The sequence below is a fragment of the Mesorhizobium sp. B3-1-7 genome (genome assembly GCF_006439385.1).
GTDB lineage: Bacteria > Pseudomonadota > Alphaproteobacteria > Rhizobiales > Rhizobiaceae > Mesorhizobium.
Genome location: NZ_VFTL01000016.1, coordinates 20,365 through 33,613, shown reverse-complemented (window position 1 = coordinate 33,613; position 13,249 = coordinate 20,365). Strand labels below are relative to the sequence as shown.

The 13,249-nt window shown below is 65.1% G+C and carries 15 protein-coding genes; 11 read left to right on the top strand and 4 right to left on the bottom strand.

Features of this window, described 5'->3' with window-relative positions:
* Positions 1 to 14 precede the first annotated feature (14 nt).
* Positions 15 to 1,112 (top strand): malate/lactate/ureidoglycolate dehydrogenase, encoded by a 1,098-nt coding sequence (locus tag FJ417_RS14945; RefSeq protein ID WP_140783980.1) that lies wholly within the window; start codon positions 15 to 17, stop codon positions 1,110 to 1,112.
* 216 nt (positions 1,113 to 1,328) lie between these two features.
* Here FJ417_RS14945 and secA read toward each other — a convergent pair whose 3' ends face one another.
* Positions 1,329 to 4,061 carry a preprotein translocase subunit SecA gene (secA, locus tag FJ417_RS14940; protein ID WP_140783979.1) on the bottom strand — a complete coding sequence of 911 codons (2,733 nt, stop codon included), beginning with the start codon at positions 4,059 to 4,061 and terminating at the stop codon, positions 1,329 to 1,331.
* A 262-nt stretch (positions 4,062 to 4,323) separates the two neighbouring features.
* Between secA and FJ417_RS14935 the strand changes: the two genes are divergently transcribed.
* Positions 4,324 to 5,238, top strand: a complete 915-nt coding sequence (locus FJ417_RS14935) for a peptidylprolyl isomerase (protein ID WP_140783978.1) — start codon at positions 4,324 to 4,326, stop codon at positions 5,236 to 5,238.
* A gap of 60 nt (positions 5,239 to 5,298) precedes the next feature.
* On the opposite strand, the gene FJ417_RS14930 is transcribed toward FJ417_RS14935, so the two are convergent.
* The gene (locus FJ417_RS14930; RefSeq protein ID WP_140783977.1) at positions 5,299 to 5,892 is read right to left on the bottom strand and encodes a TetR/AcrR family transcriptional regulator; all 594 of its coding nucleotides are present in this window, start codon (positions 5,890 to 5,892) and stop codon (positions 5,299 to 5,301) included.
* Between the two features lie 188 nt (positions 5,893 to 6,080).
* On the opposite strand from FJ417_RS14930, the gene argJ reads away from it, so the two are divergent.
* The 5 genes from argJ (at position 6,081) to FJ417_RS14905 (ending at position 9,301) form a co-directional block, all read left to right on the top strand.
* A complete protein-coding gene (argJ, locus tag FJ417_RS14925) occupies positions 6,081 to 7,322 on the top strand; it encodes a bifunctional glutamate N-acetyltransferase/amino-acid acetyltransferase ArgJ (protein ID WP_140783976.1) in 1,242 nt (413 codons plus the stop codon).
* Complete coding sequence (locus FJ417_RS14920) at positions 7,322 to 8,101, top strand: GNAT family N-acetyltransferase (RefSeq protein ID WP_181182171.1); 780 nt, start codon at positions 7,322 to 7,324, stop codon at positions 8,099 to 8,101. Before argJ ends, FJ417_RS14920 begins: the two co-directional genes overlap by 1 nt.
* Complete coding sequence (locus FJ417_RS14915; protein WP_140645238.1) at positions 8,098 to 8,520, top strand: (deoxy)nucleoside triphosphate pyrophosphohydrolase; 423 nt, start codon at positions 8,098 to 8,100, stop codon at positions 8,518 to 8,520. The genes FJ417_RS14920 and FJ417_RS14915 overlap by 4 nt, the downstream gene beginning before the upstream one ends.
* A gap of 169 nt (positions 8,521 to 8,689) precedes the next feature.
* The gene (locus tag FJ417_RS14910; protein WP_140645239.1) at positions 8,690 to 9,010 is read left to right on the top strand and encodes a hypothetical protein; all 321 of its coding nucleotides are present in this window, start codon (positions 8,690 to 8,692) and stop codon (positions 9,008 to 9,010) included.
* Between the two features lie 111 nt (positions 9,011 to 9,121).
* Entirely contained in the window at positions 9,122 to 9,301 is a 180-nt protein-coding gene (locus FJ417_RS14905) for a Flp family type IVb pilin (protein ID WP_140543577.1), read from the top strand.
* Positions 9,302 to 9,313: 12 nt separating this feature from the next.
* On the opposite strand, the gene FJ417_RS14900 is transcribed toward FJ417_RS14905, so the two are convergent.
* Positions 9,314 to 10,186, bottom strand: coding sequence for a methyltransferase domain-containing protein (locus FJ417_RS14900; protein ID WP_140783975.1), 873 nt, complete (start codon positions 10,184 to 10,186; stop codon positions 9,314 to 9,316).
* Positions 10,187 to 10,249: 63 nt separating this feature from the next.
* On the opposite strand from FJ417_RS14900, the gene FJ417_RS14895 reads away from it, so the two are divergent.
* The 4 genes from FJ417_RS14895 (at position 10,250) to FJ417_RS14880 (ending at position 12,676) form a co-directional block, all read left to right on the top strand.
* The gene (locus FJ417_RS14895; RefSeq protein WP_140658875.1) at positions 10,250 to 11,050 is read left to right on the top strand and encodes a ComF family protein; all 801 of its coding nucleotides are present in this window, start codon (positions 10,250 to 10,252) and stop codon (positions 11,048 to 11,050) included.
* Positions 11,051 to 11,121: 71 nt separating this feature from the next.
* A complete protein-coding gene (grxC, locus tag FJ417_RS14890; RefSeq protein ID WP_140645242.1) occupies positions 11,122 to 11,385 on the top strand; it encodes a glutaredoxin 3 in 264 nt (87 codons plus the stop codon).
* A gap of 2 nt (positions 11,386 to 11,387) precedes the next feature.
* Positions 11,388 to 12,254 carry a carbon-nitrogen hydrolase family protein gene (locus FJ417_RS14885; protein WP_140783974.1) on the top strand — a complete coding sequence of 289 codons (867 nt, stop codon included), beginning with the start codon at positions 11,388 to 11,390 and terminating at the stop codon, positions 12,252 to 12,254.
* Positions 12,251 to 12,676 carry a DUF1178 family protein gene (locus FJ417_RS14880; protein WP_140783973.1) on the top strand — a complete coding sequence of 142 codons (426 nt, stop codon included), beginning with the start codon at positions 12,251 to 12,253 and terminating at the stop codon, positions 12,674 to 12,676. Before FJ417_RS14885 ends, FJ417_RS14880 begins: the two co-directional genes overlap by 4 nt.
* On the opposite strand, the gene FJ417_RS14875 is transcribed toward FJ417_RS14880, so the two are convergent.
* Positions 12,673 to 13,167 (bottom strand): MarR family transcriptional regulator, encoded by a 495-nt coding sequence (locus tag FJ417_RS14875; protein ID WP_140784053.1) that lies wholly within the window; start codon positions 13,165 to 13,167, stop codon positions 12,673 to 12,675. The two genes, FJ417_RS14880 and FJ417_RS14875, sit on opposite strands and share 4 nt — an antisense overlap.
* Between the last annotated feature and the right edge of the window lie 82 nt (positions 13,168 to 13,249).

Below are 13,249 nucleotides of genomic sequence, written 5' to 3'. Positions count from 1 at the left end.
ACAAACCAATGGTGATGGAGCAGCCAACTTACGTCATTCCTGCCGCGCGGCTGAAAGAGTTCGTCGCGACTATTTTCGCGACCGCCGGCTGCGCGCGGGACGAAGCGGATCGGATCGGACACTACCTTCTGTCGGCCAATCTAGCGGGCCATGACAGCCACGGCGTGATACGCACTCCGCGTTATCTCTATTGGCTGCGGCAGGGTTATGTCCGACCGGGGCAGACGCTGACGGTGGTCTCGGAGGGTCCCTCCTTCGCCACGGTGGACGGCAATTGGGGCTTCGGCCAGACAATCGGTCCGTTGGCCGTCGACACGGGCGTGGAGAAAGCCAGGGCCGCGGGCGTTTCGATGATCGGCCTGCGAAACTCCAGCCATCTCGGCCGGATCGGCGACTGGGCAGAACGGGCCGCCGATGCCGGTCTGGTTTCGTTGCATTTCGTCAATGTGGGCGGCGGTGAGCTGGTTGCGCCGTTCGGTGGGATCGATCGACGGTTTTCCACGAATCCAATCTGCATAGGCGTTCCGTCGGACGGCAAGGAACCTATGTTCCTGCTTGATTTCGCGACGTCGCTTGTTGCCGAAGGCAAGGTACTGGTCGCATCGAACGGCGGCAAGCCAGTGCCGGAGGGAGCACTGGTCGGGCTCGACGGAAAGTTCACCTCGGACCCGTCAGCACTTTACGGACCGATCGTGCCGGGCGGCGTTCGGGACTTAGCGCATGGCGAGGGCGCTCTCGTCGCTTTCGGTCTGCACAAGGGCTCCGGCCTTGCCTTCATGTGCGAAATCCTGGCGGGCATCCTGGCTGGAGGCGCGACGTCCGGTCCTATCCCTGGCGGCAAGCGCGGCCGCATAAGCAACGGCATGCTGTCGATCTACCTTGACCCGGCCCGCTTTGGAGAGCCGGATTTCCTGCAGAGAGCGCGCGCTTACGCCAACTATGTGAAGGCCTCGCGACCGACCACGCCCGGTACTCCGGTCCTGGTTCCTGGCGAGCCGGAAGCCCGGTCCCGCGAGGAGCGCCTGCGCTCCGGCGTTCCGCTGCAGAAGCAGACATGGGATGCGATCTGTGCAGCCGCGTTGTCGCTCGGGGTCCAACCTCCGACGTTGTAGGACGCGATCTTCGATAGAATTGTTTGCCGCGTCGTGTCGATATCCGACGCCATGACTGCAGGCTTTATGGATGAATTGAAGTTAAGGTCGTGCAGTTGGAAGTAGTCGGGCACGCCGGGCACGGCTTTGAACCTGTTCAGCCCCTTGCGAAAGTTGTCTGGGACTGGGATCATATCCGTTGAAAAGTCCCGGCGAAAGCCGGGACTGAAGACCTGCTCAGGCGAACGTGCCGTGGCAGTGCTTGTACTTCTTGCCGGAGCCGCAGGGGCAGAGCTCGTTGCGGCCGACCTTGCCCCAGCTCGCGGGGTTCTTCGGGTCGCGGTTTTCCGGCGCGACGACGGCGCTGGTATCCTGACGCATCAGAAGCGCGGTCTCGCCGCCCTGGAAATCATCCTCGCCGGTGGAGCCGTCGATATGGCTGCCGAACATCTCGGGGGCCTCGGGCGGCGGCGCATCCGCCGCCTGGCGCACCAGCTCGACGCGCATCAGCTGCGCGGTGACGGCCTGGCGCAGGTTGCCGAGCATGCCCTGGAACAGCTCGAAGGCCTCGCCCTTGTATTCCTGCAGCGGGTCGCGCTGGGCGTAACCGCGGAAGCCGACGACCGAACGCAGGTGGTCGAGATTGACGATGTGCTCGCGCCACAGATGGTCGAGCGTCTGCAGCACCACCGAACGTTCGACATAGTTCATCACGTCGGGGCCAAAGCGATCGGCGCGCTCCTTGGCGGCGGCGTCGGCCGCGGCCGCGATGCGCTCGCGGATGTCGTCCTCGGCGATGCCCTCTTCCTTGACCCATTCCTCGATCGGCAGGTCGAGGTTGAGAAACTGCGCCGCTTCCTCCTTGAGGCCGGCGACGTTCCACTGCTCGGCATAGGCGTTTTCGGGGATGTTCTTGGCGACGATCTCCTCGATGACGCCTTCGCGCATCTCGGCGATCGTCTCCGACAGGCCTTCGCCGTCCATCAGTTCGATACGCTGCTCGAACACCACCTTGCGCTGGTCGTTCGAGACGTCGTCATATTTCAACAGGTTCTTGCGGATGTCGAAGTTGCGCGCCTCGACCTTCTTTTGCGCCTTCTCCAGCGCCTTGTTGATCCAGGGATGGATGATCGCCTCGTCTTCCTTGAGGCCGAGCTTCTGCAGCATGCCATCCATGCGCTCGGAGCCGAAGATGCGCATCAGGTCGTCCTGCAGCGACAGGAAGAATTTTGACCGACCGGGATCGCCCTGGCGGCCGGAGCGGCCGCGCAACTGGTTGTCGATGCGGCGCGATTCGTGGCGTTCGGTGGCCAGAACATAGAGGCCGCCGGCGGCCAGCGCCTTTTCCTTCAGGCGCTCGACGTCGTCGTTAATCTCTTTTTCCCGAGCCTCGCGCTCGGGTCCGGGCGGCATGTCGCCAAGCTCTTCGGCGATGCGCATCTCGGCGTTGCCGCCGAGCTTGATGTCGGTGCCGCGGCCGGCCATGTTGGTGGCGATGGTGATGGCGCCGGGCTTGCCGGCCTGGGCGACGATAGCCGCCTCGCGCTCGTGGTGACGCGCGTTCAGCACTTCGAAGTCCTTGAAGCCATCCTTGCGCAGGCGTTCGGCCAGCTGCTCGGATTTCTCGATCGAGGTGGTGCCGACCAGCGTCGGCTGGCCTTTGGCGCTGGCCTCGCGGATTTCCTTGACGATCGCCTTGTACTTCTCTTCGACCGTACGGTAGACCTCGTCGTCCTCATCCTTGCGGATGACCGGCAGGTTGGTCGGGATCTCGGTGACCTCGAGGCCGTAGATGTTGCCGAATTCCTCGGCCTCGGTCAGCGCGGTGCCGGTCATGCCGGCAAGCTTCTTGTAGAGGCGGAAATAGTTCTGGAAGGTGACGGAGGCCAGCGTCTGGTTCTCCGGCTGGATCTGCACATGCTCCTTGGCCTCGAGCGCCTGGTGCAGGCCTTCGGAGTAGCGGCGGCCCGGCATCATGCGGCCGGTGAACTCGTCGATGATGACGATCTCGCCGTTGCGCACGATGTAGTCGCGGTCCTTCTGGAACAGAAGATGCGCCTTCAGCGCGTTGTTGACGTGATGGACGATGGCGACGTTCTCGACGTCGTAGAGCGACTCGCCTTTCAACAGGCCGGCGTCGCGCAGCATGTTTTCCAGCTTCTCGGTGCCGTCCTCGGTGAAGATCGTCGTCTTCTGCTTCTCGTCGACCTCGTAGTCGGCCGGGCCGAGCTTCAGCATGAAGGCGTCGATGGTGTTGTACATTTCCGAGCGGTCCTCGAGCGGACCGGAAATGATCAGCGGCGTGCGCGCCTCGTCGACCAGGATGGAATCGACTTCGTCGACGATGGCGTAGGCATGGCCGCGCTGCACCATCTGCGAGCGCTCATATTTCATGTTGTCGCGCAGATAGTCGAAGCCGAGCTCGTTGTTGGTGGCATAGGTGACGTCGGAGGCGTAAGCCTCGCGGCGCTCGTCGTCGGAAAGGCCGTGGACGATGATGCCGACGGTCAGGCCGAGGAATTTATAGACGCGGCCCATCCATTCGGCGTCGCGGGTGGCGAGATAGTCGTTGACGGTGACGACATGGACGCCCTGGCCGGCAAGCGCATTGAGATAGACCGGCAGAGTGGCGACCAGCGTCTTGCCCTCGCCGGTGCGCATCTCGGCGATGCCGCCATTGTGAAGCACCATGCCGCCGATCAATTGTACGTCAAAGGGACGCATGCCAAGCACGCGGCGGGCCGCCTCGCGCACCGTGGCGAAGGCTGGAACTAGCAGGTCGTCGAGCGCGGCGCCGTTGGCGAGATCCTGGCGGAATTTTTCAGTGCGTCCCGAGAGCTCGGCGTCGGAAAGCGCCCGCATCTCGTTTTCCATGGCGTTGATGGCTTCGACCCTGGGCCGGGTCGACTTGACACGGCGGTCGTTGGAAGAACCGAAAACCTTACGGGCGAGACCGCCGAGACTGACCATCCAATGGTCCTTTCGATAGCAATTTAGCCGTTTGCGACAGGCGCCTGGCGGGCCCATCAAATCCGCGTGAATGCGGACAAACGCAAAAAGCGCCCGGAAAACGGTTCTGGACGCCAAGTCGATGGACAGATAAGAGGGGGCTCAATCGATGTCAACGCCGCGTTAGCCCTATGGGCAGCGCCAAATTCCGCCACAATCCGACTGATTTGGAACCCTTCCGCTCACGCGGTCCTTATTGGCAATCCCCATTGGAGTTATCTTGATGTCCCTGTCGTTCCGCCGCGCCTCGCTCGCCAGCCTCGGTCTGGTCTTCGGGCTCTCGGCTCTTAGCCTGTCGCCGCTGATGGCGCAGGAGACCAAGCCCGCCCAAGACGCCACATCGCCGGCGGCGGCTCCGGTCGATCCCAATGCCGTGGTCGCCACCGTCAATGGCGAGAAGCTGACCGAGGCCGATCTTCAGCTCGCCGAAGGCGAACTGTCGCAACAGTTCGCGCAGATGCCGCCCGAACAGCGCCGCGCGGCTGCCCTTTCGGCCGCGATCGAAATCCGCGTCATGGCCAAGAAGGCGGTAGACAGCGGCCTCGACAAGGACGCCGACTTCCAGCGCCGCATGGCGTTCCTGCAGGCGCGCGCCCTGCATGGCGAGGTGGTCGAGAAGGAAGTGGTCGACAAGGTGACGGACGCCGAAGTGCGCGCCCGCTACGACCAGGAGATCGCCAACACGCCGCCGGTCAACGAAATCCACGCCCGTCACATCCTCGTGAAGACGAAGGAAGAGGCCGAGGCGATCATCAAGCAGCTCGACGGCGGCGCCGACTTCCAGAAGCTCGCCAACGATCACACCAGCGATCCGAGCGGCAAGACCAGTGGCGGCGACCTCGGCTGGTTCGGCCCGGGGCAGATGGTGCCGGAGTTCGACAAGGCGGCCTTCGCGCTCGACGTCGGCAAATATTCGAAGGAGCCGGTGCAGTCGCAGTTCGGCTGGCACGTCATCAAGGTCGAGGACAAGCGCGCCAAGCAGCCGCCGGCCTTCGACGACGTCAAGGATCAGGCCAAGCAGGCGGTGATCCGCGACAAGTATTTCGCCATGGTCAAGGAACTGCGCGCGGCCGCCAAGGTCGAGATCCCGGACGAGAAGCTCAAGAAGGACATCGACACGCTGGAAGCCGGCAAGTAATCCGCTTGCGGCTGGATAATTCTAAAAGGGCGCCTTCGGGCGCCCTTTCGCTTTCGGGGGTCAAGCGTTCATTATACCCCGCGTGATGTAGCGGACGGCGGCGCGGATCAGCGCGTCGTCCTCGTCGAGCCGTCCGGCCAGAAGATGCCGCCAGGCGAAGGAAGCGATCAGGTCGGCGACGATCCCGGCATCGACATCGGCCGCCACCTCGCCCCGCGCCTTGGCGCGCTCGATCATCCGGCCGGTATGGCTGCGGCGCCCCTTTGAATATTCTGCAAGGGCGGCCGCGGCAGTCTCGTCCGATTGCGCCTCCGCGATCAGCGAGCGGAAGATGTTGCCCGACGGGGTGTCGCGCCAATGCGCGAACAGGTTCTGGAGGAAGCCGGCCAGATCGTCCTCGATGTTCCCGGTGTCGGGCGTCTCGACGCGCTTCTGCCGCTGGTAGACCTCGATCAGCAGCGCCGCCTTGCTCGGCCACCAGCGATAGATGGTCGGCTTTCCCGCCCGCGCCCGCCGGGCGACGGCCTCGATCGAGAAGCCGGCATAGCCCGCCTCGCGCAACACCGCCTCGGCGGCCTTGACGATGGCATCGGCGCTCTCGGGATTGCGTTTCGCGCCGATCGACTTGCGCCCGCGAGCGGCGGCTTCGTCCATCGAGGTCTTCCTTAGCCGGTGAATCTGGCGCCGATCATATTGGCTTCGGCGACGAAACGAAACGACGCGTTTCCAACTGCCAAGCCGCTGGCCAGGCCGGGAAGGCACGGCCAGAACGCCCCTTGCGCCGACGCGCGCTATCGGGCAAACCGGCCTTCCTTTCGCGTTCTTGCCGCTCCGGGGTTCCGATGTCCGCTACGATTTCGCCGCTCGCACCGAAGAAATATCCGAAGATGCCGGCCATCGAGGGTGTGCGCATCGCGACCGCCGAAGCCGGCATCAAATACAAGAACAGAACCGACCTCTTGGCCATGGTCTTCGATCCGGGCACGGCTGTCGCCGGCGTGTTCACCAAGTCGAAATGCCCGTCGGCGCCGGTCGACTTCTGCCGTCAGAACCTGCCTGCCGGCAAGGCGCGCGTCCTGGTGGTCAATTCCGGCAACGCCAACGCCTTCACCGGCAAGAAGGGCAAGGCTTCGACCGCGCTGACCGGCGAGGCGGCGGCGAAGGCCGCCGGATGCTCGCAGAGCGAGGTTTTCCTGGCCTCGACCGGCGTCATCGGCGAGCCGCTCGACACCACCATATTCAGCCATCTGCTCGCCGGCCTGGCCAAGGACGGCAAGCCGGATCTATGGACCGAGGCGGCCAAGGCGATCATGACCACGGATACCTATCCCAAGGTGGCGACGGCGACGGTCAAGCTCGGCGACGCCGACGTCACCATCAACGGCATCGCCAAAGGCGCCGGCATGATCGCGCCCGACATGGCGACGATGCTTTCCTTCATCGCCACCGATGCGCCGATCGCCGCCCCCGCACTGCAGGACCTGCTTTCGCGCGGCACGGTCAAGACCTTCAATGCGGTGACCGTCGACAGCGACACCTCGACCAGCGACACGCTGCTCATCTTCGCCACCGGCAAGGCCGCCGCCCGCGGCGCGCCGGCGATCAGCGATCCCAAGGATGCGCGGCTTGGCGCCTTCCGCCGGGCGCTCGGCAAGGTGCTGAAGTCGCTGGCGCTGCAGGTGGTGCGCGACGGCGAGGGCGCGCGCAAGCAAGTCGAGGTCACGGTCACCGGCGCGAAATCCGCCCGCTCGGCCAAGCGCATCGCGCTTTCGATCGCCAATTCGCCGCTGGTCAAGACGGCCGTCGCCGGCGAGGACGCCAATTGGGGCCGCGTCGTCATGGCGGTCGGCAAGGCCGGCGAACCGGCCGACCGCGACCGGCTGTCGATCTGGTTCGGCGACAATCGGCTCGCGCATGAGGGCGAACGCGATCCGAGCTATTCGGAGGAAGCGACCTCGGCCTATATGAAGCGCGACGACATCCGCATTCGCGCCGATCTCGGCATCGGCCGCGGCAAGGCGACGGTGTGGACCTGCGACCTCACCAAGGAATATGTCGCCATCAATGGCGATTACCGGAGCTGATGGCGCCGGTGTCCGGGCATCCGGCAAGCGTGCTGGCGGTCGTGCGCCGCTACGAGGCGGCGGGCTTTCGCGCCTGGCCGGCGGCGGCCGTCCATTATGACGGGACCTGGGTGGTACGGCTCACGGCAGGACACCCCGCCAAGCGCCTGAACTCGGTCAATCCGCTCGATCCGGGCGACACGCACGCCATCGAAGAGCGCATCGGCCGCGCCGCGCGGCGCTTCGACGCCTATGGCCGGCCGCTGACCTTTCGCATGTCGCCGCTGTCGGGACTGGTTCTGTCCACGCATCTCGACAAGGCCGGCTGGAACAGGTTCGACGAATCCCTGGTCATGCGGCTGCCGCTGAAGGAGGTCGGGCTCGGCGCGGCCATGGACCAGATTCCGCTCAAGGACATCAGCCGCTTCATCGGCGCGTCGCTGAGGACGAGCGGCTCGGACGCCTCGCTGCGGCCCGGCCTGTCCGAGGTCATCGGCGCGATCCAGCCGGAAGCGGGGCTGTTCGCGCTCGAGGAGGGCAACGAGCCGCTGGCGACGCTGATCTGCGTGCATGACGGCGATCTCGCGGGTCTGTTCGAGGTCGCCACCGAAGAATCGGCGCGCAAGAAGGGCCATGGCCGCAATCTCATCCTGTCGGCGCTGAAATGGGCCCGGCTGCGCGGCGCGCGCGAAGCCTGGCTGCAGGTCGAGGCCAGCAACGGGCCGGCGCTCTCGCTCTACCGGTCGCTCGGCTTCGAGGAAGTCTATCGCTACCATTATCGACGGCCGCCGGGCGCATGAGCGAGAGCAAGCCAACCGGAAAGCGTCTGCTGCTGGTCGCCGCCTGCGCGCTGGTCGACACCGACCGGCGCGTGCTCCTGGCGCAGCGTCCGGAAGGAAAGCAGCTTGCCGGCCTGTGGGAGTTTCCAGGCGGCAAGGTCGAGCCCGGCGAGACGCCAGAGGAATGCCTGGTGCGCGAATTGCATGAGGAACTCGGCATCGAGACGGAGATTCCGTGCCTGGCGCCGCTCACCTTCGCCAGCCACTCCTATGACGATTTCCATCTCCTGATGCCGCTTTATGTCTGCCGCCGCTTCCGCGGGATCGCGCAGCCCAAAGAAGGGCAGGGACTCAAATGGGTCAGGCCCCGTCAGATGCGCGACTATCCGATGCCGCCGGCCGACGCGCCGCTGATCCAGTTCCTCATCGACCTTCTGTAGTTTCGCGGTTCGCCCTTGCGACAGCTCACCGTTTCCCGGAGACGGTGAATGTTTCCGCACGTTTCCCTGGAGCTGCTTTAGCCAGCGTTAATGGAAGATTTATCTCGATGTGAAAAATTGCACGAGGCCGTTTCGCGCGGCGATATCGTCGATGACTGGGAAACACGGCATGAGCCTCGAAAGAGACTGGGACTCGATCCGGCCCGACCGCGGCTTCCGCGCGGTGGACGCCGGCATGGGTATCCTGCGGATCACGCTTCTCTTCGGCTCGGCCGCGGTGGCGCTGGCGCTGATCGCAACGCCTTTCCTGGACAGCCAGACCCGGCCGCAGAGCGCTCGCGACGGCTTCCCCGGCGGGCTCGACATGACGGCGACCGGATCGATCGGTCATCGTCCCAATACATATACGCTGCGCCGCAGCGTGCTGCAGCCTTTGCCCAGTTCAATCTGTGTCATCCGCAATGACGGCAGCCGCAGCGGCGAGTGCTGACTTGGTTAATGATTTCGCGGCACGGCGGCGTTTCACTCGCTGTTAAGCTTTTGCCGTTAACCTTTCTTAACGGGTAAGACATTAGAGTTTCTGCATGAGGGGTCGATGATCATGAAAAACCTGCTGCAGCAATTCATTGAAGATGAAACGGGCGCCACGGCCGTCGAATATGGCCTGATCGTCGTGGTGTTGTCGCTCGCCATCATCGCCGGGGTCAAACAGGCGGCCGATGGGCTCGTATGGCTGTTCACCGACAACAACAGCAAGCTAGCCAACGCCTTCGCTCACTGACGACGGGCGCGCTCAAGTCTTAGGCGGGTTCTCCAGGACAGCCTTTAGCGAGACCTTGGCCGATCCAGGTCTGAGCGGTTCTTGTTGCGAGGCGTCTGGCGCCCAGCCGGACATCCAAACAATCGAAAAACTTGCGCGGATACGGCCGTCCGGATCCGCGAATCGCTCGCCATAGATTTCGGCCGCGCGGGCAAACAGCCGCCTGCCGGCCGACCGGCGGCTGCGATCGATGAGCACGTTGGTTTCGCCCATGGCGCGGAGATCGGCCGCGAGATCGAACAGCGTATCGTAGCGCACCGCGACCGTTTCGACATCGGCGACCGGCAATGCCAGGCCGGCGCGCTGCAGCAGCGCGCCCGCGTCGCGCACGTCGGTGAAAGGAAGGATGCGCGGGCTCGCGCCGCCGTAAAGCTCCGTCTCGGCCGCAAGCATGCTCTCGCGTAATTCCGCCAATGTGCCCGCGCCGGCGAGAGCGCCGAGGAACAGCCCGTCCGGTCTCAGCGCCCGGCGGATTTGCGCGAGCACGCCGGGAATGTCGTTCACGGCGTGCAGCGAGAGCAGGGAGACGGCGAGGTCGAGGCTGCCTTCCTCGAACGGCACGGTCTCCGGCGGCGCCACCAGGCCGGGGCCGCCGGCCAGAAGCGCTTCGTCCATCTCGACGCGTACGATCTCGCCGACCTTGCCGCTGCCGGCGAGCACGTCCGCCGCCGCCGACGTCTGACAAAACAGCGCGGCCGCCTTGCCGAAGCGGCGTTCGACGGCACCCAGCCGGTCGGCAAGGTCTTCCGCGGCGCGCCGCATCAGGAAATCGGCGCCTTCGACGGGGCGGGCGAGAGCCCTGCGCTTGCGCGCGAGCCAGAGCTCGGTGTCGATCAAGGGCTGCAACGAAAAGCTTCCTGTTGTCCGCGCGTGCCGGGGTGGTGTTAAGGTGCGCCGGGTTCCAATCACGTGGCCGATCCGGTGCACAAGATCAAGACCATAGCGGTCCAGGATATGGCCCGGCAGGCACTGGCCTGGCCGGCGCGCCTGTTGTTTCCGCCGGTTTGCGCCGGCTGCCGTCGCCATGTGTCGCAGCCTGGCGTGCTGTGCGGCGCCTGCTGGCCGAAGCTGAGGCTGCTGGAGAAGCCCTGGTGCCCAGTGATGGGCACGCCCTTCACCCACGACATGGGCGAGGGGTTTCTGTCCGCCGAGGCGATCGCCGATCCTCCGCCCTTCGAGAGGGCGCGGGCGGCCGTCGTCTATTCAGGCGTCGCGCGGCAGATGGTGCAGGGGCTGAAATATCAGGATCGAACCGACCTCGCGCCGTGGATGGCGAACTGGATGATGCGCGCCGGCGCGGAGCTGGCCGCGGAGGCCGACCTGGTCGTGCCGGTGCCGTTGCACTGGCGGCGCTTCTTCCGGCGCCAATTCAACCAGTCGGCAGAGCTCGGACGGGCCGTTGCAAAGCTCGGCGGGCTGCCCTTCTCGCCATCCGCGATCAGGCGCGTGAAGCTGACGCGCCAGCAGGTCGGACTCGAACGGCACGAGCGCGAGGAGAATGTGCGCGCCGCCTTTCGCGTCCCGCCGGAAGCCGAAATCGAGATAGCCGGGCGCCGGGTGCTCGTGGTCGACGATGTTTACACCACCGGCGCAACGGTGCGGGCGGTCGCCAAGGCGCTGAAGAGGGGCGGCGCCGGAGCCGTCGACATCCTCACTTTCGCCCGCGTCCTGCCTGGGGACTTTCGGCCCGATGAGTCCGCGACTATATAGGTTTTAATTTGTTGTTTGCCGCATGTCGCTTTCGTACCTCACTGGACGGCATGCATGAGGACTGCCGGCCAATGGCTGATGTGACGATCTACACCCGCATGATGTGCGGCTACTGCAACGCCGCCAAGCGGTTGCTCGACCGCAAGGGGGTAGCCTATACCGAGCACGACGCCTCGTTCTCGCCGGAGCTGCGCCAGGAAATGATTTCCAAAGCGCATGGGCGAGCCACCTTTCCGCAGATTTTCATCGGCGACACGCATGTCGGCGGCTGCGACGACCTCCACGATCTGGAGTCGCGGGGCCGGCTGGACGCGATGCTCGCCAACGGGAGATGACCATGGGTAGTTTCAAGGCCGCCGCCGTGCAGATGCGTTCGGGCACGAGCCCGGAACGCAACGCCGCCGACATGGAGATCCTGGTCCGCCAGGCCGCCGGCCAGGGCGCCACCTACGTCCAGACGCCGGAAATGACCGGGGCGCTGGTGCGCGACAAGGAAGCCGGCGCGGCCGCTTTTACCGCGGAGGACAAGGACATCGTCGTCGCGACCGCGCGCAGGTTGGCGAAGGAACTCGGCATTCACCTGCATATCGGCTCGACGGCCATTCGCCGCGCCGACGGGAAGCTCGCCAACCGCGCTTTCCTGTTTTCGCCAGACGGCGCCGTGATCGCCGGTTACGACAAGATCCATATGTTCGACGTCGATCTCGACAATGGCGAGAGCTGGCGCGAATCCGCGTCCTACGAGCCAGGGACGGAAGCGGCCGTGACCGACATCGAAGGGACGAAGCTTGGCTTTGCCGTCTGCTACGACCTGCGCTTTCCGCAGCTGTTCCGCGCCGAGGCGATGGCCGGGGCCGAAGTGCTGACGGTGCCGGCCGCCTTCACGCGCCAGACCGGCGAAGCGCACTGGCATGTGCTGCTGCGCGCCCGCGCCATCGAGAACGGCGCCTATGTCATCGCTGCCGCGCAGGGCGGCCTGCATGAGGACGGGCGCGAGACCTATGGCCATTCGCTGATCGTCGATCCGTGGGGGCGCATCATCGCCGAGGCCGCGCATAACGAGCCCGGGGTGATCGTCGCCGAGATCGATCCGGCGCAGTCGCTGGCCGCGCGCCGCAAGATCCCCAATCTGAAGAACGCGCGGGACTTCGCCGTCAAAGCCGGAACAAGGGAAGCGCCGCGTCTCAGGGGTGCCGCCTCTTGATCCGTTTCTCCCTGATCTGCGAACACGAGCACGAGTTCGAAGCGTGGTTCCGCAGCAATGACGATTTCGACACCCAGAAGAAGCGCGGCTTCGTCGATTGCCCGAGCTGCGGCTCGCACAAGGTCGAGAAGGCGTTGATGGCGCCCGCCGTCTCCACATCCCGCAAACAGGAGAAGGTGGCCTTGGCCATGGGCGAGGCGCAGAAGCAGGCGCTAGCGCAGCTCAAGGCGCTGGCCGAGAAGGTGCGCGAGAATGCCGACTATGTCGGCGACAAGTTCGCCGAGGAAGCGCGCAAGATCCATTTCGGCGAGGCCGATCCGCGCGGCATCTACGGCGAAGCCACCCCCGAAGAGGCGCAGAGCCTCGCCGAGGACGGCGTCGAGTTCATGCCGATCCCGAGCTTTCCGGACGACCGGAACTAGAACGGCGAACTCAGACTTCCGATCAATTTTTCCAGAAGTTTCGCCAGCGTTTCCCCGTCCTCGCGCGTCAGGCCGGCAAGGATTTCATGCTCGTTGGCGACGTGGGCGGTGAGCGCCTCGTCGGTGAGCTCGCGGCCTTTCACGGTGAGCTCGACGACGACACCGCGCCGGTCGCTGGGGTGCGGCGCGCGCCGGGTCAGGCCGGCCTTCTCCAGCCGGTCGAGGCGTGCGGTCATGGCGCCTGACGTCACCATCGTCGCCTCGTAGAGCTCGGTCGGCGTCAACGCATAGGGCGCGCCGGAACGGCGCAGCGTCGCCAACACGTCGAATTCGCCGGACTGCAGCCCGAAGCGGGCGAATACCGGCGCGAGCCGGTCGCGCGCAATGAGCGCCGAGGCCTCGTTCAACCGCCCGATGACGCCCATCGGCGACACGTCGAGATCCGGTCGTTCCCGTCGCCACTGTTCCATGGCCCTGCCCGCTCGATCCATATTGCTCACCGTAAAGTATCTTGACATAAAGAATCTTTGCATTATCTTACTGCAACAAGAACTGGCCGCCAAGCGGTCTCGC